The 25,502-nt window shown below is 70.2% G+C and carries 2 protein-coding genes; both read right to left on the bottom strand.

Annotated features, from left to right (window positions below; all coding sequences use genetic code 11):
* Positions 1-94 precede the first annotated feature (94 nt).
* Complete coding sequence (locus NNI01S_RS06695) at positions 95-889, bottom strand: FkbM family methyltransferase (RefSeq protein ID WP_063018473.1); 795 nt, start codon at positions 887-889, stop codon at positions 95-97.
* Positions 883-25,341: a non-ribosomal peptide synthetase gene (locus tag NNI01S_RS06690; RefSeq protein WP_063018471.1), complete on the bottom strand. Its 24,459-nt coding sequence runs from the start codon at positions 25,339-25,341 to the stop codon at positions 883-885. The genes NNI01S_RS06695 and NNI01S_RS06690 overlap by 7 nt, the downstream gene beginning before the upstream one ends.
* Between the last annotated feature and the right edge of the window lie 161 nt (positions 25,342-25,502).

The following is a 25,502-nucleotide window of genomic DNA, read 5'->3' as shown; positions in this document are numbered from 1 at the left end:
GGGAACAGCTCCGGAAAGTCCCGGACCGTTCCCCACCGGGGCACGCATCATCGATTCGGATGACGACTACGGCGAAGTAGCGCCGCGCGAGGCATCACACGGTCTCCGGCCGCACGGCGTAGATCTCGTGCAGTTCGGTCCCCGCCAGGCTCGGGTCCTGGCGGGTTCGGGCGAGAAGGCCACGTCTGCTCAGCAATTCGCAGCACCGCGCCAAGCGGTCGTCCCGGTCGTGCACTTCGGCGACGACGGCGCGGATGCGCGGCCAATCCGCGTCGGACACCCCGAGCAGCACATCGAGTTCCGCTCGCTCGACATCGACCTTGAGCAAGCCGACCCGCGCGTCCGGACCGTGCTCGCGCAGGATCGCCGAAACGGTGGTGACCTCGACGTCCATGCGCTCACCCTCGTGCAGCCCGGCGGTGATGAGCGCGATCGCCTCGGCGTCGAGGCCACTGTTGCGCAGATAGATCTCGGTCGCCTCGTCGTCCGCCGCGCGGTCGGCATAGAGCCCAGAATTCGCCGAAGCGCGCGGGTACCAGGTGAACGGCGCGCTGCCGCGCGCCGCCCCGACCGCCACTCGGAGCGCCACGCCGTCCGCCACGTGGACGGCCATGTTGCGCTGGAGACAGTCGAAGGTCACCGGGGCCGGCTCGGCGGCGATCACCCGAATCCCAGGGCAGGTGTCGGCGAACATCATCGCGCTCAGGCCGATGTTCGCGCCGATATCGAGTGCGATGTCCCCCGGCCGTAGGAGCGCGGCGGCAAGCCGGTAGAAACCGTCGTTCGACATCTCGCCCCACAACATCCGCGCCTCGGCCGGACTGGTGCAGGCGACCGTCCTGCCGTCCTCGAGCCGGAGTTGCTGGAGTTGATCGAGAGTCTTCAGCATTCGTTCGAGAACCTTTCGAGGATCGGGCCGATGACGGCCAATGCGTGCGGGTGGGTCAATTCGAGATGTCGTGCGTCGACGACCGTGTTGTGCAGGTCGCCGGTGACGAAGGGCCGCCACGTTCGCACGACGGCGTCGTGGTCCGTGCGGTCCTTCCCTGCGGTGAAGAAGACCAGGTCGCCGTCGAAGACGCCCGGCCGGTACTGCTCGGCGATGGTGGTGGCGGTCCGGAAGCTCTCCATCACCCGGTCGACCTGTTCGGCGGTGAACATGCCGGTGGCGGTCACCTGCGCGCGGATCACCTCCCAGGCCTGCTCATGGGTCTGCGCGGTCACCTCGGCGCCGAGATCGAACAGCTCGCGCCAGCCGCCGAGCAGATCGGCCATCAGTTCGCCCGGCGCGGGCTCGTCGGCGGTGGAACTCATCGACGCGGCCAGCGCCTCGGCGTCGCCGACGGCGCTGTCCATCATCGCCAGCATGCCGACGCGCTGTCCTTCCCGCTGGAGCCGGACCGCGACGGCATGCGCGATCGCACCGCCCAGCGACCATCCGAGCAGGTGGTACGGGCCGCTCGGTTGCCGTCGGCGTATCTCGGCCACATAGCGTTCGGCGAGTTCGTCGACGGAACGCGCCCCCGGTTCGCCCGCCACGACGTGGGGATCCTGCAAGCCGTAGACCGGCCGGTCCTTGTGCAGATGTTCGACCACGCCGCCGTAGAACCACGCCAGACCGCCCGCGGGATGCACCGCGAACACCGCCGGCTTCGCGCCGTGCGCGCGCAGGGGCAGCAACACTTGCAGGCCCGAGCCGCCCGCCGCGCCGTCGGCCCTGGCCGCCAGGGCGCGAGGCGTCGCGTCGTCGAACATCCACGGCAACTGGATGGTCACGCCGCGAGCGCGCAACTCGGTCACCACCATCGTGGCCAGTAGCGAGTTGCCGCCGAGATCGAAGAACCCGTCCGTGGCCCCGACCCGCTGGACGCCGAGAACCTGCGCGTAGACGTCGCTGATCACTTTCTCCGTGTGCGTCCGCGGCGACACGAACGCGGCCGCCGATTCCTCGAATTCGGGAGCGGGCAGTGCTTTTCGATCGAGCTTGCCGTTGACCGTCAACGGCAGCGCGGGCAGCACCATGATCGTCGCGGGCACCATGTAGCTCGTCAGCACCCGGGCGGCGGTTTCGCGTACCTCGACCGGATCGATCCGTTCGCCGTCGGCACCGACCACGTAGCCGATCAGCTGGTCCACGCCGCGATCGTGCCGGTGCACCGTCACCGCGGCCTGGGTGACCGACGGGTGCCGCAGCAGCGCCGACTCCACCTCGCCGAGTTCGATGCGGAAACCGCGCACCTGCACCTGCGCGTCGGCCCGGCCCGCGTACGCCAACTCCAGACCGGTCGCCGACCGACGCCACCGGCCCACGTCTCCGGAGCGATACAGCCTGGTGCCGTCGCGATCGAACGGGTTGGCCACGAATCGGCCCGCGGTCAGCGCCGGTGCGCCCAGATAGCCTCGCGAGAGCTGGCCACCGGCTACGTAGATCTCGCCGGCGACGCCGATCGGCACCGGCCGCAAGCGGTCGTCGAGGACGTACACCCGCAATCCGGGCAGCGGCGCACCGATTCCGGCGGCGCCCGCCCGGGTGACTTCGGAGAAGGTCACGTGCACGGTCGTCTCGGTGATGCCGTACATGTTGACCAACTGCGGCGATCCCGGCGCATGCGCGGCGAACCAGTCGTCCAGGCGGGACGCGTCCAGCGCCTCACCGCCGAAGACTACATAGCGCAGAGCGAGATTCCCTGCGGGGCAACCCGATTCGCGGTAGCGGCGTTCCGCGTCGGCGAAGCCGTAGAACGCCGAGGGCGTCTGGCTCAACACCGTCACGCCTTCGCGGGCCACGACCTCCACGAACGTCTCCGGCGACCTGGACGTGTCGTAGTCCACCACCACCACCTTGCCGCCGGACAGCAACGCGCCCCAGATCTCCCACACCGCGAAATCGAAGGCGTAGGAATGGAACATCGTCCACACGTCGTCGGGTCCGAGGTCGAAGCGCTCGGCCGCGTTGGTGAACAGGGTCACCGCTTCGCGATGGCAGACCGTCACACCCTTCGGACGGCCCGTCGATCCCGATGTGTAGATCACGTAGGCGACGTTGCCCGGCCGCACACCCGAAACCACCGGATCGGAAGCGTCCTCGCAATCGTCGAGGAGCACTACCGGCGCAGCGCACTCCGGCACCGCCGCGGACATGCCCGCGGCCGTCAGCACCGCGGCCGGTCGCGCGTCGTCGAGCATGTAGCGCAATCGGTCCGGCGGATACGCCAGATCCAGCGGCAGATATCCCGCGCCCGCGCGCACGACGCCGAGCAGGCCCACCACCAGATCGGCCGAGCGCGGCAACGCCACGGCCACCAGCGATTCCGGGCCCACGCCGAGTCCGGCCAGCTGTGCGGCCACCGCGGCGGCGCGACGGTCCAGCTCCGCGTAGGTCAGCCGCACCGCGCCGTCGGTGACCGCGACCGCATCCGGCCGTGCGGCGGCCTGAGTGGCGAACAGCTCGGCGAGGGTGGTCTGCGGCACCGCGAGTCCCGCGTCGCCGGCCGCGTCGAGGACCGCACGACGCTCCGCCACGCTGACGAGGTGGATGTCGCCGACCGCGACCGCCGGGTCGGCGGTCACCTCCTCCAGAATCCGCACGTACGCCTGCGTGAACCGGGTCATCGTCGCTTCGAGGAAGAGATCGGTGGCGTAGGTCAGGCGTCCACGGATGCCGTCCGGCCGCCCCTGGGCATCCGACCGTTCGACCAGGTTCAGGTTCAGGTCGGCCTGCGCCGGTTCGAATCCGTTCTCGACCGGCTCGACGGTCAGCCCGGGCAGCTGCAGCGCGGCCTTGCTCAGGTTCTGCACATCGAGCGTCACCTGGTAGAGCGGCAGATGCGCGGTGGACCGCGGCGGGTTCAGCGCCTCCACCACTTGCTCGAAAGGCACGTCGGCATGCGCGAACGCGGCCAGGTCCGTTTCCCGGGTCGCCGCGAGCAGCTCGGCGAACGACCGGTGCGACGACACCCGCGACCGCAGCACGAGAGTGTTGACGAACATGCCGATCAGCTCGTCGAGTTCGCGCGCGCCGCGTCCTGCCACCGGGGTGCCCACCGCGACATCGCCGACCCCGGCCAGCCGCGACAGCAGGACGGTCAGCGCGGCGTGCATGACCATGAACACCGTCGCGTTCGCCGCACGCGCGAGCGCGCCGATCCGCTGCTGCAACGCAGCGGAGATCGCGAAGTCCACCGTCCGGCCGCGCATGGACGCCACGGGCGGGCGCGGCAGGTCGGTCGGCAGTTCGAGCAGTTCGGGAAGCCCGCCGAGGGTGTCCTTCCAGAAACGCAGCTGCTGGGAGATGACCGAGCCGGGGTCGTGCTCGTCGCCGAGCACGTCGTGCTGCCACAGGGTGTAGTCCGCGTACTGGACCGCGAGCGCGGGCCAGAGCGGTTGCGTCCCCTCCTTGCTCGCCTGGTAGGCCATCGCCACGTCCCGGGCGAGGGGCAGCATGGACTGCCCGTCGGCGCAGATGTGGTGCACGGCGATGACCAGGACGTGCTCGTCGTCGCGGAGCCGGAACAACTCCGCGCGCAGCGGGGGCGCCTGCGTCACATCGAAGCTCGCCGAGACGGTGGCGAGCACGCGCTCCATCAACCGTTCCGCCTGGACCGGCACCGCGTTCAGCCCGGCCGGTACTTCCTCGACGGGCACCACGACCTGATGCGGTGTCCCGTCGGTCATCGGGAACTTGGTGCGCAGCGACTCGTGCCGCTCGATGACGAGCGCGCACGCGCGTCGCAGTGCGTCGACGTCGAGTTCGCCCTTCAGCCGGATCACCAGCGGGATGTTGTAGGCACCCACGGAGGTGTCGAGCTGATTGAGGAACCACATCCGCTGCTGTGCCGGCGACAGCGGGACCAGCGCGGGACGGGTGCGCGGTGCCAGGGGCGCCCGGACCGTCCGATCGGAGGTGTCCAGACGGGCGGCGAGTTCGGCGACCGTCGGTGTTTCGAACAGGTCACGAACGCCGACGCTCACGCCGAGCGCGGCACTCAACTGAGCGGTCACCCGCGTCGCCGACAGCGAATTGCCACCGAGGTCGAAGAAGCTGTCGGTGGCCCCGACCCGGTCGATGTCCAAGACGTTCGCGAATACTTCCGCGACGTGCCGTTCGGTCTCCGTACGCGGAGCGGTCCATGCCCGCGCCGCCGTGAATTCCGGTGCGGGAAGAGCCAAGCGGTCGAGCTTGCCGGTCCTGGTGAGGGGGAATTCGGGGAGCACCGTGCATACGTCGGGCACCATGTGCGCGGGCAGCCGCAGCCGCGCGGCCGTCCTGACCTCCTCCGCATCCAAGCCCTCGGCGCCCACCAGGTAGCCGGCGAGCCTGCCGATGCCGCGCTCGTCCTTGCGCAGCACGACCACGGCGTGTTCCACACCGGGCTGTCCGGCGAGCACGGCCTCGATCTCGCCGAGTTCGATGCGCTGACCGCGAATCTTGACCTGGAAATCGCTGCGGCCGAGGTATTCCACGGTGTGTTCCGGAGTCCAGCGGGCCAGGTCACCGGTGCGGTACATGCGCGATCCCGGCGCGCCGAACGGATTCGCGACGAACGCGCCCGAGGTCGCCACCGGCCGGTCGACGTAGCCCCGGGCCAATTGCACACCGGCGAGGTACAGCTCGCCGACCACGCCCACCGGCACCGGTCGCAGCCACGCGTCCAGCACGACGGCCTCGACGCCGCTGATCGGACCACCGATCGTGACGGTCTCGCCGGGATCCAACGGCTCGCTGATGCCGGCCAGAATCGTCGTCTCGGTCGGACCGTATCCGTTCAGCAGCCGCCGGCCTGGCGACCACTGCGTCACGATCTCCGGTGTCACCGCCTCGCCGCCCGCCATCAGCGTCCGCAGCGAGTCCAGGCCCTCGGGCGACATCGTCGACAACACGCTCGGCGTCATGAACGAGTGCGACACCTGCCCCGTCCGAATGAATTGCGCCAAGTCCGGTCCGCCGAACACGTCCGACGGCGGCACCATCAGCACCGCGCCGTTGGTGTGGGCCAGCAACAGCTCGAGCACCACCACGTCGAATCCGGGAGCGGACGCGTTCAGCACCCGCGACCGGTTGTCCACACCGAAGCGGTCCCGCTGCACCGCAGCGAAGTTGGCAAGGCCCTCGTGTGTGACGGCGACGCCCTTCGGCTTCCCGGTCGAACCCGAGGTGTACAGCACGTAGGCGGTGTCGCGAATGTGTACCGTCCGAAGTCGATCGCGGTCCGTCACCGCGGCCGAGGACCGCGCCTCGATCGCTGCGCTGGCGTCCGGATCGTCGAGCACCAGCCGCCGGACCGGGTCGGGAACCAGCTCTCGCGAGGCCGCGACCGTGACCGCGACCCGCACCTGGGAGTCGGTGACCATGTGCCCGACGCGCTCTGCCGGATTCCGCGGATCCACCGGCAGGAACGCGGCGCCGGCCTTGGTCACCGCCCACATGCCGACCACGAGTTCCACCGACCGCGCCATTGCCAGCGCCACCTGGTCGCCCGGGCCGACACCCCAATCCATCAGCTCGCGCGCGACGCGGTTCGACCAGACGTCCAGCTCGGCGTACGACAGCGTGCGTTCCGCCGAAATGACGGCCGGCGCTTGCGGATTCACCGCGACGCCCGCCGACAGCAACTCCGCCAGCACACGAGGCGCTTCGGCCGGTCCGCCGGTGGCGGGCACCAGCGCACGGCGCTCCGACTCGGTCAGCAGGTCGAGTGCGTCCAGCCGCGCCTCCGGCTGGGTCGTGATCGCGCGCAGCACGGTGTCCATGCGAGCGGCCAGACCGGCGGCCGTCCGGTCGTCCACGCGGGCCCGCTGGTAGCGGATCCGGACATGCAGCTGGTCGGTCTGGTGGGCCTGCACCGTGATCGGGTAATGCGCGGCGTCGCTTCCGTCCGCCGCGACCACCCGCATACCGTCGATGTCCGCATCGCCCAGCCCACTGCTGTCGACCGGGTAGGACTCGAAGACGACCAGCGTGTCGAACAACTGGGCAGCATCCGCCTCGGACAGGATCCGGGACAGTTCGACATCGTGGTGATCGAGCAGGCGGGTGTTGTCCGCCTGCAACCGGCGCAGCGCGTCCTCCACGGTCGCGGACCGCGGGACGTGCACGGCCACCGGGATCGTGTTGATGAACAAGCCGATCATCGACTCGACATCCGGCAGGTCGGCGGGACGTCCCGACACCGTGCCGCCGAACACGACACGCTCGACGCCGAGCAGGTTGCCCAGCACCACCGCCCAGGCGAACTGCACGATCGTCGCCATGGTGACCGCCCGCGCCCGGGCGAATTCCACCAGCTCGGCGGTGACGGTGCGATCCAGCTCGACCGCGAGGTCGACCGGGATGCCGACCGTCGTGTGCGTCCGCGCGTCGGCGACCACCGTCGGTTCGGTGAAATCGCGCAGGGCGTCGCGCCACACCTCCAGGCCGGTGGACGGCTCGCGCCGATCCAGCCATTCCAGATAGCCACGGTAGGACGCCGCGGCGGGCAGCAGTTCGGCGCGTGCGCTCACCGCGTACAGGCCGATCAGCTCGCGCCACAACAACGGCAGCGACCAGCCGTCCAGCAGCAGGTGGTGAGCCGTCAGCACCAGCCGGTAGTCCTGCGCGGCCACCCGGACGAGCAGGAAACGCAACAGTGGAGGATCGGCCGGATCGAAGGGGACGGCCCGCTCGGCCGCGATCAGCTCCTCCGGCGTCGTCGTGCCCTCGCGCAGATCGACCCGCCGCCACCGCACGACCGCGGCCGCCGGAATCACCTGCGCCGGAATACCGTCGGCCGTCCGGACGAACGCCGCGCGCAGGTTGGGATGACGCTCGAGCAGAGCCGCCGCGGACCGCTCGAGCCGATCCTCGTCGATCACACCGGCGAGGGCGAGGGTCGATTGCGCGGTGTAGACGTCGAGATCACCCGCGGCGAGTTCGGCGTGGAACAGCAGGCCCGCCTGCAGCGGAGCCAACGACCAGATATCCGCGAGTGACCCGTAGCGGCCGGCGAACGCGTCCAGGTCGGACTGCGCGACCGCGACGAGCGGAACATCGGTGGGTGAGAAGCCCCAGTCCGCATCGGCCTCGGCCGCCGCCGCGATCGCGGTCACCTCCTCGACCCACGCGTCGACGAGTTCTGCGACGTCGTCGCGGTCGAGCAACCGGGAGGCGTATCCGACATGCGCCGACAAGCGCGGTCCCGCCGCGGTGTCCACGATGTTCACGTCGATCGTCAGGGCCGCGGCCGCGGGCATGTCCGGATCGAAGGCGCCGCGCCGGTCGAACGGCTCGTCGGTCGGGATCCACGCGAGGTCCGACAGCGCCGTGAGATCGACCCCGACGCGGCCGAGATTGTTGAAACCGATCTGCGGCTCCGGCAGCGCGGCGAGCCGGTCGGCGGTGTCGCCGTGGAGGTAGCGCAGCAGCCCGTATCCGATTCCCTTGTCCGGAATGCGGCGCAACTGCTCTTTCACGGCCTTCACCGCGGCACGCGGATCGTCCGCCTCGACCCCGTTGAGGTCCAGCGCCACCGGATAGGTGTTGGTGAACCACCCCACCGTGCGGGAGACATCCGCGCCCTCGGCGATCTGCTCCGCCCGGCCGTGACCCTCCAGCAGGACCTTGACACCCGCGTGTGCGACGCCGCGACGACGGCGCCAGCGTGTCGTCGCCACGGCCAGAGCGGCCAGCAGCGCGTCGTCCACGCTGCCGTGCGCGGCCTTGGGCACCGTGTCCAGCAACGTGGAAGTGACCGCTGCGGAGAGGGACACCGTCAGGTGCCGCACGGTCGACTGGGTGTCGACGGCGGGATCCAGCACCGCGCTGCCGAGCAGCGGGTCGGGGGCAGCGCCCATCCGCTGCCACAACTCGAATTCCCCGGCGCGGGCCGCCGCGGCGTCGCGCACCGCGTGCGCCCACCGGCGCATGGACGTGCCCTGTGCGGGCAGCTCCACCGCGCTTCCCTGCGTGACCTGCTGCCAGGCCGTCGCGAAGTCGGGAATCAGGATCCGCCACGACACACCGTCCACCACCAAGTGGTGAACGACCACGAGAGCACGCGCTTCGGCCTGGACACCGGGTTCCGGCAGCAGGCACACCACCTGCACCATCCGGCCCGCCGCCGGATCGAGACGGTCGGAGGCCTCGGCCAACGCCGCTTCCACCACCGCGGTGAACCCGTCCGCACCCGGAGTCCGGTCCGCGCCGAACGTGCGGGCGAACACCGCGTCCGCCGCGTCGACCGCGTCGGCCGGGGGGACCTCCAACGACTGTTCACGCAGCCGCGCACGCAGCATGTCGTGCTGCTGGAGCACTGCCCGCACGGTCGCGGTGACGTCCTCGACCCGCGCGTCGCGCGGCAAGCGCACCAGCATCGATTGAGCGAATCGAGGGGCGGCGCCGAGGCGCTCGGTGAACCAGGAGACCACCGGCGTGAACGGGACCTGGCCGACGCCACCACCGGGCAACTCCGCGAGCGTGACCCGTTCGGCGGCCGCGGCTGCCCGCGCCAGACCCCGGACGGTCTTGTGCTCGAAGATGTCACGCGCTGTCACGACGACGCCGGCCGACTTCAACCGGGAGGCGAGCTGGATCGACAGGATGGAATCGCCGCCGAGGGAGAAGAAGGACGTGGTGACACCGACGGAACCGATGCCGAGCACGTCCGCGAACGCGGCCGCGACGGTCCGCTCCAGCTCGGTCGCCGGTTTCTCCGCATCGCCTTCGGTGGCCCGGAATACGGGTTCCGGCAGAGCTTTCCGATCCACCTTGCCAGTCGAGGTGATCGGCATGTGGTCGAGCACGGTGACGACCGACGGCACCATGTGCGCGGGCAGTGCCGACGCGACGTGCTCGAGCACGGTGTCCGGGTCCACGACCGCTCCGACGTCGGTCACGATGTACGCGGCCAGCAGCGGCTGTCCGCCCGGCCCGGTGCGGCTGACGGTCACCGCGGCGGTCACCTTGGGGTGTGTGAGCAGCGCCGCGTCGATTTCACCGAGTTCGATGCGCTGGCCGCGGATCTTGATCTGGAAGTCGCTGCGGCCGACGTATTCCACGGTGCGCTGCGCCGTCCAGCGGACGATGTCGCCGGTGCGGTACATCCGCGCACCCGGTGCGCCGTAGGGATTCGCGACGAACGCGCCGGCTGTGACCGCGCGCCGGCCGAGGTATCCGCGTGCCAGCTGGGCGCCCGCGAGGTACAGCTCCCCCGCGACGCCGACCGGCACCGGACGCAGGCGCGCGTCCAGCACCATCGCCTCCGCGCCACGGATCGGGCCGCCGATGGCGATCGGATCGCCCGGCTGTACCGGGTCGCTCATGGTGATCACGATCGTCGTCTCGGTCGGACCGTAGATGTTGTGCAACCGCCGGCCGGGCGCCCAGGTGGCGATCAGCTCCGCGGGCACCATCTCACCGCCGACCGCGAGCATGCGCACCGACTCGAGACCGGCGGGCGACATGGTGGCGAGCACGCTCGGCGTCAGGAAGGCGTGCGACACCTGATGCGTGCGGATCAGCTCGGCCAGATCCGGGCCGCCGAACACCTCCGGTGGCGACACGACCAATGCCGCGCAGGCGGCGTGCGCCATCAACGCTTCCAGCAGCACCGCGTCGAACGCGGGCGCCGCGACTTGCAGCACGCGGGATGCGCCGTCGACGAGGTACCGATCGCGCTGCTCGGCCGAGAAATTCGCCAAACCGGCGTGCGTGACCACGACGCCCTTGGGCGTCCCCGTGGAACCGGATGTGTAGATCAGGTAGGCCGCGTCCTCGACCCGCAGCACACGTCCGCGTTCGGCGTCCGTCACCGCTTGGTCGGACTGCGAGGCGATCTCGTCCGCCGTGCGCACTTCGTCGAGCATCACCCACTCCACACCGCCGGGCAGCGCCGTGCGGCTGTCCGCGAGCGTGATGCCGATCTCGACACCGGAATCGCTCACCATGTGGGCGATTCGCTCGACGGGATAGCGCAGATCTACCGGTACGAACGTGGCGCCGGTCTTGGCGATGGCCCACATGGCGACGTGATAGTCGACCGACCGCGGCACGGCCAGCGCGACGAACACTCCCGGCCCGGCGCCGCGGGCGAGCAGCCCGCGGGCGAGGCGGTTGGCCCTGCCGTCCAGTTCGGCGTAGGTGAGGGTTTCGGCGTCCCCGATCAGAGCCGTCGCCGCCGGGGCCGCGGCCACGGCCACAGCCAGCAGATCGGGAAGCAGGCACGGCTGCGTGCCGTCGATGCCTCGCACGGGCACCAACCGTTCGGTGTCGGCCGCGCTCAGCAGGCCGATGCGGCCGATCGGCCGCACCGGATCGGAGACCACCTCCTCGAGCACCCGGACGAACCTCTCGGCCAGCGCATGTGCGGTCGGCTCGACGAAAAGGTCGGTGGCGTAGATGATCTCGCCATCGATCCCGGCGGGCTGATCACCCTCGCGGCGTTCGGTCATCAGCACGGTGAGGTCGGCTTTCGCCTGCGCGATGCCGGGGTCGAGAATTTCGACGCCGATGCCGGGCAGCTCGAACCGGGCCGCTCGGGTGTTCTGCAACCCGAACATCACTTGGAACAGTGGTGAATACGCCGTGGAACGCGGACGTCCGATGACGTCGACGAGCCGCTCGTAGGGCAGGTCGGCGTGGGCCAGCGCCTCCAGGTCGACCTCGCGCACCTCGGCGAGCAGGTCCCGGAACGACCGGTCCTCATCGATACGCGTGCGCAGCACCACCGTGTTCACGAACATGCCGACCAGATCGTCGAGTTCCGGCCTGCCGCGACCGGCGACCGGCGTACCGACCGTGATGTCGTCGCTGTGCGCTGTGCGCGACAGCAGGATCGCCAGTGCCGCGTGCAGGACGACGAACACGGTGACGCCTTCGCGGTGGGCCAGCCGCACGACGGCTTCGTGCAGCCGCGCGGGCAGCTCGAACCGGATGTTGCCGCCGTCGGTCGACAAGGTGGCGGGTCGCGGCCGGTCCGTCGGCAAGGCCAGCAGCTCCGGGGAACCGTCGAGAACATCGGTCCAGTACTCGATCTGCCGAGCGATCAGCGAGGTGGGATCGTCCTCGGCGCCGAGCGACTCCTGCTGCCACATCGCGTAGTCCGCGTACTGGACCGCCAGCGGTTCCCACTGCGGTGCGTGGCCGCTCACCCGCGCCCGGTACGCGGCGAACACGTCCTGGGCGAGCGGGGCCATCGACGCCCCGTCGGCCGCGATGTGATGGACCACGACCACCAGCACATGGGTGTCCGGCGCCGTGCGATACAGCCGCGCCCGCACGGGCGCCGATTCCGCGATGTCGAATCCCGCCTCGACGGCGTCCCGGATCCGCTCGGTCAGTTCGGTTTCGCCGGTGACCGGTTCCGGCGCGAATGTCACGTCCGCGCCGATCGCAGCGACGTCCCGCACCACTTGGCGTGGTTCGCCGTCGATCAGCGGATACACCGTCCGCAATGGCTCGTGTCTGATCACCACGTCGAGGAACGCCGCACGCAGCGCGTCGATGTCCAGCGGGCCGGTCAGCCGGGCCGCGAAGCAGATGTTGTAGGCCGACGAGGCGGTGTCGAACTGGTTGAGGAACCAGATGCGCCGTTGCGCCGCCGCCAACGGGATCGCACCCGCGCGTTGCCGAGCGGTCAGCGCAACCGCGGTGGACCGGGTTCGGACCGAAATCCGTTCGGCCAGTGCGGCGATCGTCGGTGCGTCGAACACGTCGCGGATGCCGACATCGACGCCGACGGCCGCCTGTGCCCGCGCGGCGAGCTGGGCGGCCGACAGCGAATTGACCCCGATCTCGAAGACGTTCGCCGTCACGCTCACCCGATCCGCGCCGGTCAGGTCGGCGACCAGACGTGCCAGCGACGCCTCGGCGTCGGTGCGCGGCGAGACGAATGCTTCGCCGTCGTCGAACACCGGCCGGGGCAGCGCCGACCGGTCGAGCTTGCCGTTCGCGGTGAGTGGCATCGCGTCGAGTACCTGTACGGCGTCCGGCACCAAGTAGGACGGCAGGGTGCGCGTCAACTGCTCGCGGATCGCGCGGCCGTCGGTCACCGCGCCCGGTGTCAGGGTGACATATCCGATGATGCGTTCGGTCGTCACGATGGCCACCGCACGCGCCACCTGCGCGACGGCATGCAGCGCGGCCTCGATGTCGCCCGGCTCCACCCGCTGGCCACGCACCTTCACCTGGAAGTCGCTGCGGCCCAGGTACTCCAGCTCCCCGGTCTTGCGCCAGCGAACCAGATCACCGGTCCGGTACAGCCGCTCCCCCGCCCCACCGAACGGGTTCGCGACGAACGCGCCGCAGGTGAGGTCGGCGCGCGCGTGGTAGCCGCGCGCCAACTGGACACCGGAGACGTACAGCTCACCGACGACGCCGACCGGCACCGGACGCAACCGCGCATCGAGCACATAGACCTTCATGCCGGCGGCGGGCGCGCCGATCGGCACCGTCGCGGCGGTCGTCGCGTGCGGCGCGCATCGCTGCGCGGTCACGACCTCCGCCTCCGCGGGTCCGTACCAGTTCACCAGTTCCGCCTGCGGGAACAGGTGCGCCGCGGCGTCGACCGTGCGTTGCGCCAGCGCCTCACCCGCGACGAACACCCGCCGGATCGACGGCAGTTCCGCGACACCGGCGGATTCCAGCAGGACGTCGAGCATCGACGGGACGAAGTGCACGGTGGTGATCTCGCACCGCGCGATGACGTCCGCCAGGTAGGCGGGGTCGCGATGACCGTCCGGCTCGGCGACCACGACGTGCGCGCCGGTCTGCAGGGGCCAGAACAACTCCCACACGGCGATGTCGAAGGTGATCGGCGTCTTGTGCAGCACCGCGTCGGAGGCGCCGTGCGGCCACTGCTGCTGGGCCCAGGCCAGCTGGCTCACGGTGGCGGCGTGGGTCAGGGCCACGCCCTTGGGGACGCCGGTCGACCCGGAGGTGAACAGCACGTAGGCCAGGTGGTTCGGCCGCAGCGGTGTACGGCGCTCGGTGTCGGTGATCCGCGCGCCGGACAGGCCGGTGACATCCAGCCGGTCGATCGGCGCGTAGTCGAATCCTTCCGGCAGGCCGTCGCCGTCGCGGGCGGTCGTGAGCACCAGCAGCGGACCGGCCGCGCCCAGCACGTGCGCGATGCGCGCGCTCGGGTGATCCGGGTCGATCGGCAGGAACGCCGCGCCCGCCTTCACCACCGCGTAGAGAGCCGTGACGAGCTCGGCCGATCGGCGGATAGCCACCGCCACAATGGTTTCCGGTCCGGCACCACGCGTGATGAGCCACCGGGCCAGCCGGTTGACCCGGGCGTCGAAGTCGCAGTAGGTCGACGTGCTCCCGTCCGGCAGGCGCAGCGCCGTACGGTCCGGAGTACGGGCGACCTGTTCGTCGAAGACGTCGACCAGCGTCCGGCCCGCCGCGGCGGAGCCCCCGGTGTCGTTCCACCGCTCCAGCACCTGCGAGCGCTCCGCCTCGTCGAGCAACCCGAGTTCCCCGACAGTGGCCTCGGCGTCGCGGGCCGCGGCATCGAGGACGCGAACGAATCGGTCGGCGAAGCGCCGCACCGTGTCCTCGTCGAAGAGGTCCGTGGCGTAAGTCAGGCGCAGCGTCATGCCGGTCGGCTCGTTGTGCGTGCCGTGGCCTTCACTGATCATCAGCAGCAGGTCGTAGATCGCCGCGCTGTCGCCCGGGTCCACGCTGTCCACGGTGAGCCCCGGAAGTTCGACGCGAGCGCGCGCCATGTTCTGGTAGGCGAGCAGCACCTGGAACAACGGCGTATGCGCGGTCGAGCGCACCGGGTTGAGCGCGTCGACCAATTGCTCGAACGGCACGGTGGCGTGGTCGAACGCCTCGATGTCGGTGCGGCGCACCTCGTCCAGCAGGCTGGAGAAGGTCTGATCGAGGGAGATCCGCGTCCGCATCACCAAGGTGTTGACGAACATTCCGACCAGGTGGTCCAGCGACCGGTCACCCCGGCCCGCGTGCGGAACGCCGACGGTGACGTCGTCGCTGCCGGACAGCCGCGACAGCAGCACCGCCAAAGCCGCGTGCACCACCATGAACGTGGTCGCCCCGGCTCGCCGCGCCAGCGACTCCACCCGGCCTTGCAGTTCACCGGGCACGGTGACCTGGATCACCGCGCCGCGCTGGGACTGTTCGACCGGCCTGGGCCGGTCGGTCGGCAACTCGAGCAGATCGGGGACGCCCGCGAGCTGCGTTCGCCAGTAGGCGATGTCGCGGCCCACGAACGAATCCGGGTCGTCGGCGGCGCCGAGGACCGCTCGCTGCCACAGGGCGTAGTCGGCGAACTGCACGGGCAGCGGCGCCCAGTCCGGCGCGGTTCCGCCGGAACGCGCCTGGTACGCCGTCACCAGATCGGCGGCGAGCGGAGCCACCGAGAAACCGTCGCAACTGATGTGATGCGCGGCCAGCGCGAGTGTCCACGCCTCGTCCGACAGTTGGTACAGCGCCACGCGCAGCGGCACGCCCTTCGCGACGTCGAATCCGGTGCCGCAGAACTCGGCCAGGCGGTGCGGCAGTTCCCGCTCGCCGACCGCCTGCGGGGTCAGATCGCACGTCGCCAGCACGTCCTCGGAGTTCAGCACGACCTGGGTGGGTGTGCCGTCTACCGCCGGATACATGGTGCGCAGGCTCTCGTGCCGCTCGACGACATCGCCGACGGCGGCGGACAAGGCCGCCAGATCGAGTTCACCCTCCAACCGGATCGCCAGCGGCACCACGTATCCGGGGGCCGCCGGATCGAACTGGTTGAGGAACCACATCCGGGTCTGCGCGTGTGACAGCGGAATACGGTCCGGCCGCGCGCTCGGAGTCGGCGCGGGAAGACTGGGAACCGCGCGCAACTGGGCGATACGCTCGGCCAGGCCGGCCACGGTCGGGGCCTCGAAGATCGCGCGCACCGGGATGGTCACGTCGACGACGTCGCCGATCCGGCTCAGCGCGCGCGTCGCGACCAGCGAGTTGCCGCCGAGTTCGAAGAAGTCGTCGTCCGCGCCGATCTCGGGCCGATCGAACAGTTCCGCGAAGACCGCGGCGATCGCCTGTTCGACCAGCCCCCGTGGGGTACGGAACTCGGCTTCGCGGACGCTGGGGTCCGGCTCGGGCAGCGCCCGGTAGTCCACTTTGCCGTTGGCGTTGAGCGGAATCGAGTCGATCCGGGTCACCGACGAGGGCACCATGTAGGCCGGCAGCCGGTCCAGCAGCGCGGCCCGGACCTGGCGAAGGTCGAGCGCCGCGTCCGCGACCACGTAGGCGACCAGGCGCTGCTCGCCGCCGTCGACGCGGACCTGAGCGACGGCGGAGTGCACCTGCTCGTGCGCGATGAGCGCCGCTTCGATGTCGCCGAGTTCGATCCGCAGGCCACGCACCTTCACCTGGGTGTCGGCGCGGCCGACGTAACGCAGGTCGCCGCTCTCGTCCCAGCGCACGAGGTCGCCGGTGCGATAGAGGCGAGCGCCGCCCCTGCCGCCGAACGGATCGGCGACGAACGTCGCCGCCGTCAGGCCCGGACGGTCGTGATAGCCGCGAGCCAGCTGGACACCGCCGAGGTAGAGCTCACCGGTCACCCCGACCGGCACCGGATGCAACCGCGCGTCCAGTACGTGCACGGTCACGTTGGCCTCGGGCACGCCGATCGGCACCGCCACGCCCTCGACGGAGTCGATCCGGTGCGAGGTGACACTCACCGCGGCCTCCGTCGGGCCGTACAGGTTGTCGATGCGCGCGTCGCTGAATTCCCGGAAACGGCGCACGGTGCCGGCCGACAGAGCCTCACCGATGCACAGCACCCGCCGCAGGTCCGGGAACTCGTGCGGGGCGGCCACCTCGAGGAAAGCCGAGAGCAGCGACGGCACGAAATCCACCGTGGTCACCCGATATTCGGCTATCAGCCGGGCTACTTCACGCGGATCGCTCTGTGCGTCGGGACCGGCGACGACCAGCGCCGCGCCACAGGTCGACGCGGAGAACAGCTCCCAGACCGAGAGGTCGAATGTCACCGGCGTACGCAGCAGCATGACGTCGTCGCCGCCGAGCCGGTAGTGCTCGCGCATCCAGCGCAACTGGTTCACCACGGCGATGTGCGCAACCGCCACCCCCTTGGGCACACCCGTCGAGCCGGAGGTGTAGATGACGTAGGCCAGGTCGTCCGGGCGCAGCGGCCGCGTCCGATCCGCATCCGTCACCGCCGAGGCATCCAGGCGCTCGGCCTCGAGTTCCCCGAGTGCCCAGATCGGCACGTCACCGGGCAGACTCGCCCGGTCGTCCGGACGGGTGAGCACCGCGGCGGGCCGCGCGGCGGACAGGACGGCGCGTACCCGGTCGGCGGGGTGGTCCGGGTCCAGCGGCAAGTAGGCCGCGCCCGCCGCGTGGATGGCGTACAGCGTGGTCAGCAGGTCCACCGAGCGGCGCATCGCCACCGCCACGACGGTCTCCGGGCCGACCCCGCGCCGGATCAGGGCGCGTGCCAGCGCATTCACCCGGCCCGCGAATTCGCGGTAGTCGAGCCGAGCGCCGCCGACGGCGTCGATCACCGCGGTGTGTTCCGGCGTCGCCGCGGCTTGCACGGCGAACAAGTCCGCGATCGTCACCGGCGGAGCCTGCGTGATCGCTCCACGCGACCGCTGCGCGATCCGGTGTGCTTCCGGTTCGGTCAGCAGATCGATGTCACCGATGGCGCGGGTGGGATCGAGGACGATCGCGCGCAGCAGCAGCAGGTAGCGATCGAACATCGCCGTGACCGTCGATTCATCGAAAAGATCCGTGGCATAGCCGAATTCGACGGCCATGTCGCCCGGCTCGCCGTCCGGCGCCAAGGCGTCGACCAGATTCAGATGCAGGTCGTATTTCGCCACGCTCGGATCGGCCATCTGCGCCGAGACCGTCAGGCCCTCGAACCGCACCGTCGGGATCTCGATGTTCTGGAACGAGAAACCGACCTGCGTCAACGGCGCGTGCGCCGTCGAGCGCGGCGGGTTCAGCACCTCGACCAAGCGCTCGAACGGAATGTCGGCGTTCTCGAAAGCGGCCAGGTCGGTGGCCCGGACCTGATCCAGGATCCGGACGAAGGACGCGCCCGGCGCGATATGCGTGCGCAACACCAGGGTGTTGACGAACATACCGACCAAGCCGTCCAGCCCCGGCTCGCCACGACCGGCGATCGGTGTGCCGACCGCGATGTCCCCGGTGCCGGACAGCCGCGCCAGCAACGCCGCGTAGGCCGCGTGCATCACCATGAAGACCGTCGCGTCGTGGCGGCGCGCCAGCGTGACCACTTCCCGGTGCAGGTCCGCGGGGAGGGTGGCCGAGACCGTCGCGCCGCGGAACGACTGCTTCGCCGGCCGCGGACGGTCGGCGGGCAGATCCAGCACTTCGGGCAGGCCGGCGAGGGCCGCCAGCCAATAGCGGGTCTGCGCGACGGTCGGGCTGTGCGGATCGTCCTCGCTGCCGAGCAGCTTCCGCTGCCACAGAGCGTAATCCGCGTACTGCACCGGCAGCGGCGCCCACTGCGGCGCTTCGTGCCGGACACGAGCACGGTAGGCGGTCATCAGATCGGCGGCCAGCGGTGCGAGCGAGGATCCGTCGAAGCTGATGTGATGGACGACCAGCACCAGGGAGTGGTCGTCGGGTGCGCCGCGCAGCAGCGCCACCCGGAACGGGACCTCGGTGGTCACGTCGAAGCCCGCCGTCACCTCGGCGGCGACGCGCGCCTCGAGCTCACCGGCCGCGACGATCACCGGCGTCAACGGGCGCAGCGCCGTCGCCACCGAGACGATCACCTGGTGCGGCCCGCTGTCGCTGTCGGGGTAGACGGTGCGCAGCGCCTCGTGCCGGTCGAGCACATCCGCGATCGCCGCGTGCATCGCGGAGACATCGAGGTCTCCGGTCATCCGCACGACCAGCGGGATGTTGTACACCGGCGAGCTCGTGTCGAACTGGTTGAGGAACCACATGCGGGCCTGGGCGGGCGACAGCGGAATCCGCTCCGGGCGCTCCTGTGGGACCAGCGGCACCCGGGTCGCCGCGTCGGCGCTGCGCAGGCGCTCGGCCAGCGCACCGATGGTCGGCGCCTCGAAGATCGCGCGCAACGGCACCTCGACGCCGAACGCGCCACTGAGCTGCGCCGCCGCGCGGGTGGCCGACAGCGAGTTGCCGCCGAGGTCGAAGAAGCTGTCCAGGACGCCGACGCGGTCGATGCCGAGCACGCCCGCGCAGATATCGGCGACGATCTGCTCGGTGGCATTGCGGGGTGCGACGAACTCCACGGCGGGAGCGAACTCCGGTTCCGGCAGCGCCGCGCGGTCGACCTTGCCCACCGACGACAGCGGCAGGGTGTCGAGCACCATGACGGTGTCCGGCACCATGTGCGACGGCAGGCGTTGCGCCGCGTATGTGGTCAGTTCCTGGGTGTCCACCGAGCCGTCGGCGGGCACCACGTACGCCGCGAGCCGCGAACCGCCGTCGGCGGGCACGCCCACCACGACTGCCGCCGCGACGCCGGGATGTCCGGCGAGCACGGCTTCGATCTCGCCGAGCTCGATGCGCTGGCCACGGATCTTGACCTGGAAGTCGGTGCGCCCCAAGTATTCCAGCGTGTGCTCGGCGGTCCAGCGCGCCAGGTCACCGGTGCCGTACATGCGGGTGCCCGCGGGGCCGTAGGGGTTGGCGACGAAGGTGGCCGCCGTGGACGCGGGCCGGTTGAGGTATCCGCGAGAGAGCTGCACACCGGAGACGTACAGCTGACCGGTCACCCCGACCGGGACGGGCCGCAACCGCTCGTCGAGGACCACCGCGTCGACGCCGCGGATCGGGCCGCCGATGGTGACCGTGTCGCCGGCGCACAGCGGGTCGCTGATCGCGACCATGATCGTGGTCTCGGTGGGCCCGTACCCGTTGTGCAGCCGTCGTCCCGGGGCCCAGACGGCCACCGTCTCGGCCGACACCGCTTCTCCGCCCGCGACCAGCACCTGCAGCGAATCGAGTCCGGCGGGCGACATCGTCGCCAGCACGCTCGGCGTCACGAACGCGTGCGAAACCTCTTGCACGCGAATCAATTCCGCCAGCTGCACCCCGGCGAAGACCTCCGGCGGCGACACGACCAGCACCGCACCGTTCGCGTGTGCCATCAACAGCTCCAGCATCACCGCGTCGAAGCCGGGCGCGGCCACCTGCAGCACGCGCGACCGGCGATCGACGCGATAACGCTCCCGCTGCTCGATCGCGAAATTCGCCAGGCCCTCGTGCGTGACCGCCACGCCCTTCGGCTTGCCGGTCGAGCCCGAGGTGTACACCACGTAGGCCGCGTCGGCCACCCGGCAGGCACGCAGACGATCCGCGTCGGTCACCGCGGCGGAGGATTGCGCGGCGAGGAACGCCTCGGTGGCCGGGTGGTCCAGGACCAGCTGCCGCACATGGCCGGGAAGCAAGGCGCGCGACGCCTCGACGCTGAGCGCGACCTCCACGTTCGAGTCCGCGATCATGTGCGCGACCCGCTCACCGGGGTAGCGCGGGTCGACCGGAACGAACGCGGCGCCCGCCCGCGCCACCGCCCACACACCGACCACGAACTCCACCGACCGTCCCATGGCCAGCGCGACCTGGTCTCCCGGCCCCACGCCCCAGTCGATCAATACGCGCGCAAGACGGTTCGACCACTCGTCGAGTTCCCCGTAGGAGAGCACGCGTTCCCCCGCCACCACTGCCGCAGCGCTGCGCTCACCGACCAGCAGCACATCCGCCAGCACTCGGGGCTGCTCGGCGCGACCGCCGGATGCCGGGACCAATCCCAGGCGCTCGACTCCCGACAACAGGTCCACGTCGCCGACGCGTGCCCACGGGTTCGACACGAACGCGTCGAGAATCCGGTTCAGCCGCTCGGCGAGTTCTTCGACGGTCTCCCGCTCGAACAGGTCCGTCGCGTAGTTGATCCGCAGCGCGACATCGCCACCCGCGGCGGTGTTCTCGGCCACGGTGACGATGATGTCCACCTTCGCCGGCTCGGCGCCGGGATCCAGCAGCTCGACGGTGAGCTCGGACAGCTCCAGGCTCGCCCGGTCCATGTTCTCGAACGCGAGATACACCTGGCACAGCGGCGCGTAGGCGGGGGACCGCTTCGGATGCAGTTCGTCCACGACGCGCTCGTAGGGCAGGTCGCTGTTGGCGAAGGCATCGACGTCGATGCCTTTGACGCGCGTCAGGAATTCGGTGAACGACTCCTCGGAGGACACCTCGGTGCGCAGCGGCACGGTGTTGACGAACATGCCGATGAGCGGCTCGAGCGCACGCTCGCCGCGGCCTGCGACCGGCGTGCCGATGGTGACGTCCGCCGAACCCGACATGCGGGCCAGCAGCACGGCCAGGGCCGCGTGGACGACCATGAAGGTCGTGACATTGGCCGCGCGCGCCAACCGCTCTATGCCGGCGAAGGTCTCGGCGGGAATCACGGTGTCCGCGACATCGCCGCGCATGGACTGCCGGGCCGGCCGTGGCCGATCCGCGGGCAGTTCCAGGACCGGCGGCATTCCCGCCAATCGCTGCGACCAGTAGCGCAACTGATGGGCGGCGCGCGAATCCGGATCGTCCGGGTCGCCGAGCAGGCCGCGATGCCAGACGCTGTAGTCGGCGTACTGGACGCTCAGCGGCTCCCAGTCCGGGATCTTTCCCTGCACCCTCGCCTCGTAGGCGACGGCGACGTCGGCCGCCAAGGGCCGCAGGGAGGACCCGTCGCAGCAGATGTGGTGCAGCACGACGGCCAGCACATGCCTGCTGCGGTCGGCGGTCGCGAGCAGCGCCACCCGGATCGGGGCGCGTTCGCGCAGATCGGTTCCGACGGACGCGAGGTCGTGGATTCGATGTTCGATTTCGTCCGGGTCGGTCGGCCGCGCAGTCAGATCGAGACCGGCGACGACCTCTTCGGCCGACAGGACGACCTGTGTGCCCTCGCCGTTCACGGCGGGGTAGACGGTGCGCAGCGACTCGTGCCGCTCGATCACGTCGGTCAGCGCGGCCCGCAGCGCCGCGGCGTCCAGACGCCCGGTCAGCTGCACGATCAGCGGAATGTTGTAGGCCGCCGAGGTCGGGTCGGTCTGGTTGACCAGCCACATCCGGTTCTGCGCGGGCGCCAGCGGAATGGGCTCGGGCCGTGGCGTCACCGCGCGCAATACGGGCCTGCCGGAACGGCGTCCGGCCTCGAGGTGCGCGGCCAGTTCGGCGACGGTCTGCTTGACGAACAGGTCGCGCACCGACATGTCGCATCGGGTCACCTCCGCGATGCGGACGGCCGCGCTGGTCGCGGTGATCGAATTGCCGCCGAGTTCGAAGAAGCTGTCGAACACGCCGACCCGGTCGGTGCCGAGGACTTCCGCGAAGACGTCCGCGATCGACTCCTCGACGACCGTGCGGGGCGCGACGTACGCGGCGGCCGAATCGAAGACCGGTTCGGGCAGCGCACGGTAGTCCACTTTGCCGTTCACGGTCAGCGGCACCGCGTCGATCACGACGACGCTCGACGGCACCATGTACTCCGGCAGTCGCGCGCCGACGTGGATCCGCAGGGTGTCCGGCTCCAAGGTGGCGCCGACGGCGGGCACGACGTAGCCGACCAGCCGGGCGGCTTCCGTGCCGGGCAGATGCACGACGACGACCGCCGCGGAGACGCTGCCGTGCGACAGCAGCGCGTTGCGGATCTCGTCCAGCTCGATCCGGAATCCACGCAGCTGCACCTGCTGGTCGGCGCGGCCGCGATATTCCAGCTCGCCTCGGTGGTTCCAGCGCGCCACGTCGCCGCTGCGGTAGAGGCGCTGTCCCGGCTGCCCGAAGGGATCGGCGACGAAACGTCCTGCGCTCAGCGCGGGCCGGTTGAGGTAGCCGCGAGCGAGCTGTGTTCCGGCGACGTAGATTTCGCCCCAGGCGCCGAGCGGGCACGGACGCAGACGCTCGTCCAGGACATACGTGCGCAAACCCGGCAACGCCGGGCCGACCGTACTCGGCGCGCCCGGAACGGCGATGTCCGCGGTGAGGCCGGTGTAGGTGACGAAGACGGTGGTTTCGGTGATGCCATAGCTGTTGGCCAGCACGGGCAGCTCCGGGTTGTGCTCGTACCAGTCGGCGAGACCGGCCGGATCGAGGGCCTCACCCGACAGGACGACCAGGCGCAGCGACAGCGAACCCTCGGGCTCACCGGCGTGTGCGTATCGCTGTCGCGCGGCCGCGAACTGGTAGAACGCCGAAGGTGTCTGGCTGAAGACCGTGACCTGCTCGCGCGCAGCGAGCCGCACCATGTCGTCCGGCGAACGGCTGGTGAGACCGTCCACGACGACGATCCGGCCGCCGCTGACCAGCGCGCCGAAGATCTCCCAGACCGAGTAGTCGAAGGCGAAGGAGTGGAACAACGTCCAGACGTCGCCGGATCGGATGCCGATCTCCGCGCACGCGTTCACCAGGTAGGTGGACACGGCACGGTGGGTGATCGAGACGCCTTTGGGCCGGCCGGTCGACCCGGAGGTGTAGATGACATACGCCAGGTGATCGGGACGCAGCGGCCCGTTACGATCGGCGTCGGTGATCGGATCCGCGGTTTCCTCGGCGGCGAGGACGTCCTCGAACAGCACGATGCGGCCCGGATCGCCCGGCACGTGCTCGCGCATGTCCCGCTTGGTCACCACCGCGATCGGGTTCGCGTCGCCCAGCACGTATTCGAGCCGCTCGGCCGGATGAGCCGTGTCCAGCGGAAGGTACCCGGCACCCGATTTCAGCACGCCGAGCACGGCGACGACGAGATCGGCGTCCCGTGGCAGAGCGATGGCCACCAAGGCCTCCGGCCCCGCGCCGAGCGCGATGAGCCTGCGAGCGAACCGGTTCGAGCGTTCGTCGAGTTCGCGGTACGTCAGTGCGGTGTCGTCCGCAGTCACGGCGAGCGCCGACGGCGTGGCCGCCGCCTGCCGCGTCAGCAGATCCACCAACGTGGCCGACGGGGATTCGCCGTCGCGGCCCGCGAGTTCATCGACGATGCGCAGCTCCTCGGCGGGGCCGACGAGCTGGATGTCGCCGATGCGGGTGTCCAGGGGCGAGTCCATCATCCGGTGCAGGAAATCGAGGAACCGGTCGGCGTGCGACTCGAGCTCGTCCTGCCCGTACAGGTTCGGATTTCCGTGCAGCTCGATGAGCAGCGGCGCGTCCGAGCCCGAGCGGTACAGGTTCAGCTGCAGATCGTCGAGCGCTCCGGATGTCAGCGCGCGGTAGCGGCCGACCGCCGAGCCGAGGCGGATCTCCGAGTCGAAGAACAGGATGTTCACGATCGGGCCGAACGAGCTCGCGGCCGAGTCGATCGCGGCCGAGTCGCGGCGCAGATCCTCGAACCGGTACAGCTGGTGGCGCATGGCCGAGACGAGTTCGGAGACCGAGGCGCGGACCAGCTCCTCGACGGTGGTCGAGTGGTGCACGGCGAAACGAATCGGCACCATGTTCGCCAGCATCGCGGCGGCGTTGCGCAGGCGCTTGGTCACCCGGGCGGTCACCGGCAGCGACAGCGCGACGTCCTCGGTGCCGGTCATCCGGGCGAGGAACGCGGCGAACGCCGCGATCACCACCTGCGCGGCGGAGGCGTTCACCTCGTCGGCGAAGCGGTCCAGCCGGTCGGACAGGTGCGCCGGGAGCTGCAGGCCTGCTACGCGGTCGACCTTGCCGGAGCGTGCCGTACGGCCGGACAGGCTCACCGATGTCGGCAGGTCGGAAACCTTGTCCAGCCAATAGTTCTTGTCCGTCTCGTACCGCGAGCTGGCTCGATAGGCGTGTTCCGCTTCGACGATGTCGTGCAGGCTCGCCGCGTCCAGTCGCGTCGGTGGCCTGCCCTCCAGCAGGGCGTTGTAGTGCTCGGCCATCCGGGTCAGGCTGTTGAAGGCGCCGAACCCGTCGATCACCAGGTGATGCGCACGGCCGTACCAGAAATAGTGGTCCTCGCCGACCCGGATGAGCCGCGTCTCGGTGAGCCGGTCGCGGCTGAGATCGACTGCCTTGGTGTTGTAGTCACGGCGCATCCATTCCATCGCTGCCGCGATCGGTTCCTCCGCATCGCTGAAATCCAGCACCGGCTCGTCGTAGACGATACTGCGGTCGACGAATTGATAAGGACGACCGTTGGATTCGATCACCCGCACCACGAGTGACTCGGTTTCGTGCCCGCCGTCGTTCACCGCCCGCGTGAACGCCTCGTAGTCCACCGGGCCGACGATTTCGACGCAGTGTGCGATGTTGACAGCCGGTCCACCGGGCATATGGTCCGCGAGCCACATGCCGTACTGCGCACTCGAGAGCGGAATCAGCCCCAGATCGCCGTCGGCGGTTCCGTCTGACTTCAGATTCATCGCATGACCCCTTATTCCTACCCGGACGCGCGAAGGCATGACGGAAGCACGCCGGCTCACCGCGTCCGAAATCTGGCTTATATGCACTTCGTGTACAAGGAAGCGGCGCTACCCCTGCGCTTCGCCGCTTCGTTCAGGTTCCGCGTGTAGCTCGATCCGCC

The organism is Nocardia niwae NBRC 108934 = DSM 45340 (assembly GCF_001613465.1).
Classification (GTDB): domain Bacteria; phylum Actinomycetota; class Actinomycetes; order Mycobacteriales; family Mycobacteriaceae; genus Nocardia; species Nocardia niwae.
Note: the sequence above shows the minus strand (reverse complement) of the source record. Positions and strands in the feature narration are given on the sequence as shown.

Bases quoted from the DNA above. Each gene is read 5' to 3' on its own strand.
- NNI01S_RS06695 (WP_063018473.1), bottom strand. From the start codon at position 889: ATGCTGAAGACTCTCGATCAACTCCAGCAACTCCGGCTCGAGGACGGC.
- NNI01S_RS06690 (WP_063018471.1), bottom strand. From the start codon at position 25,341: ATGAATCTGAAGTCAGACGGAACCGCCGACGGCGATCTGGGGCTGATT.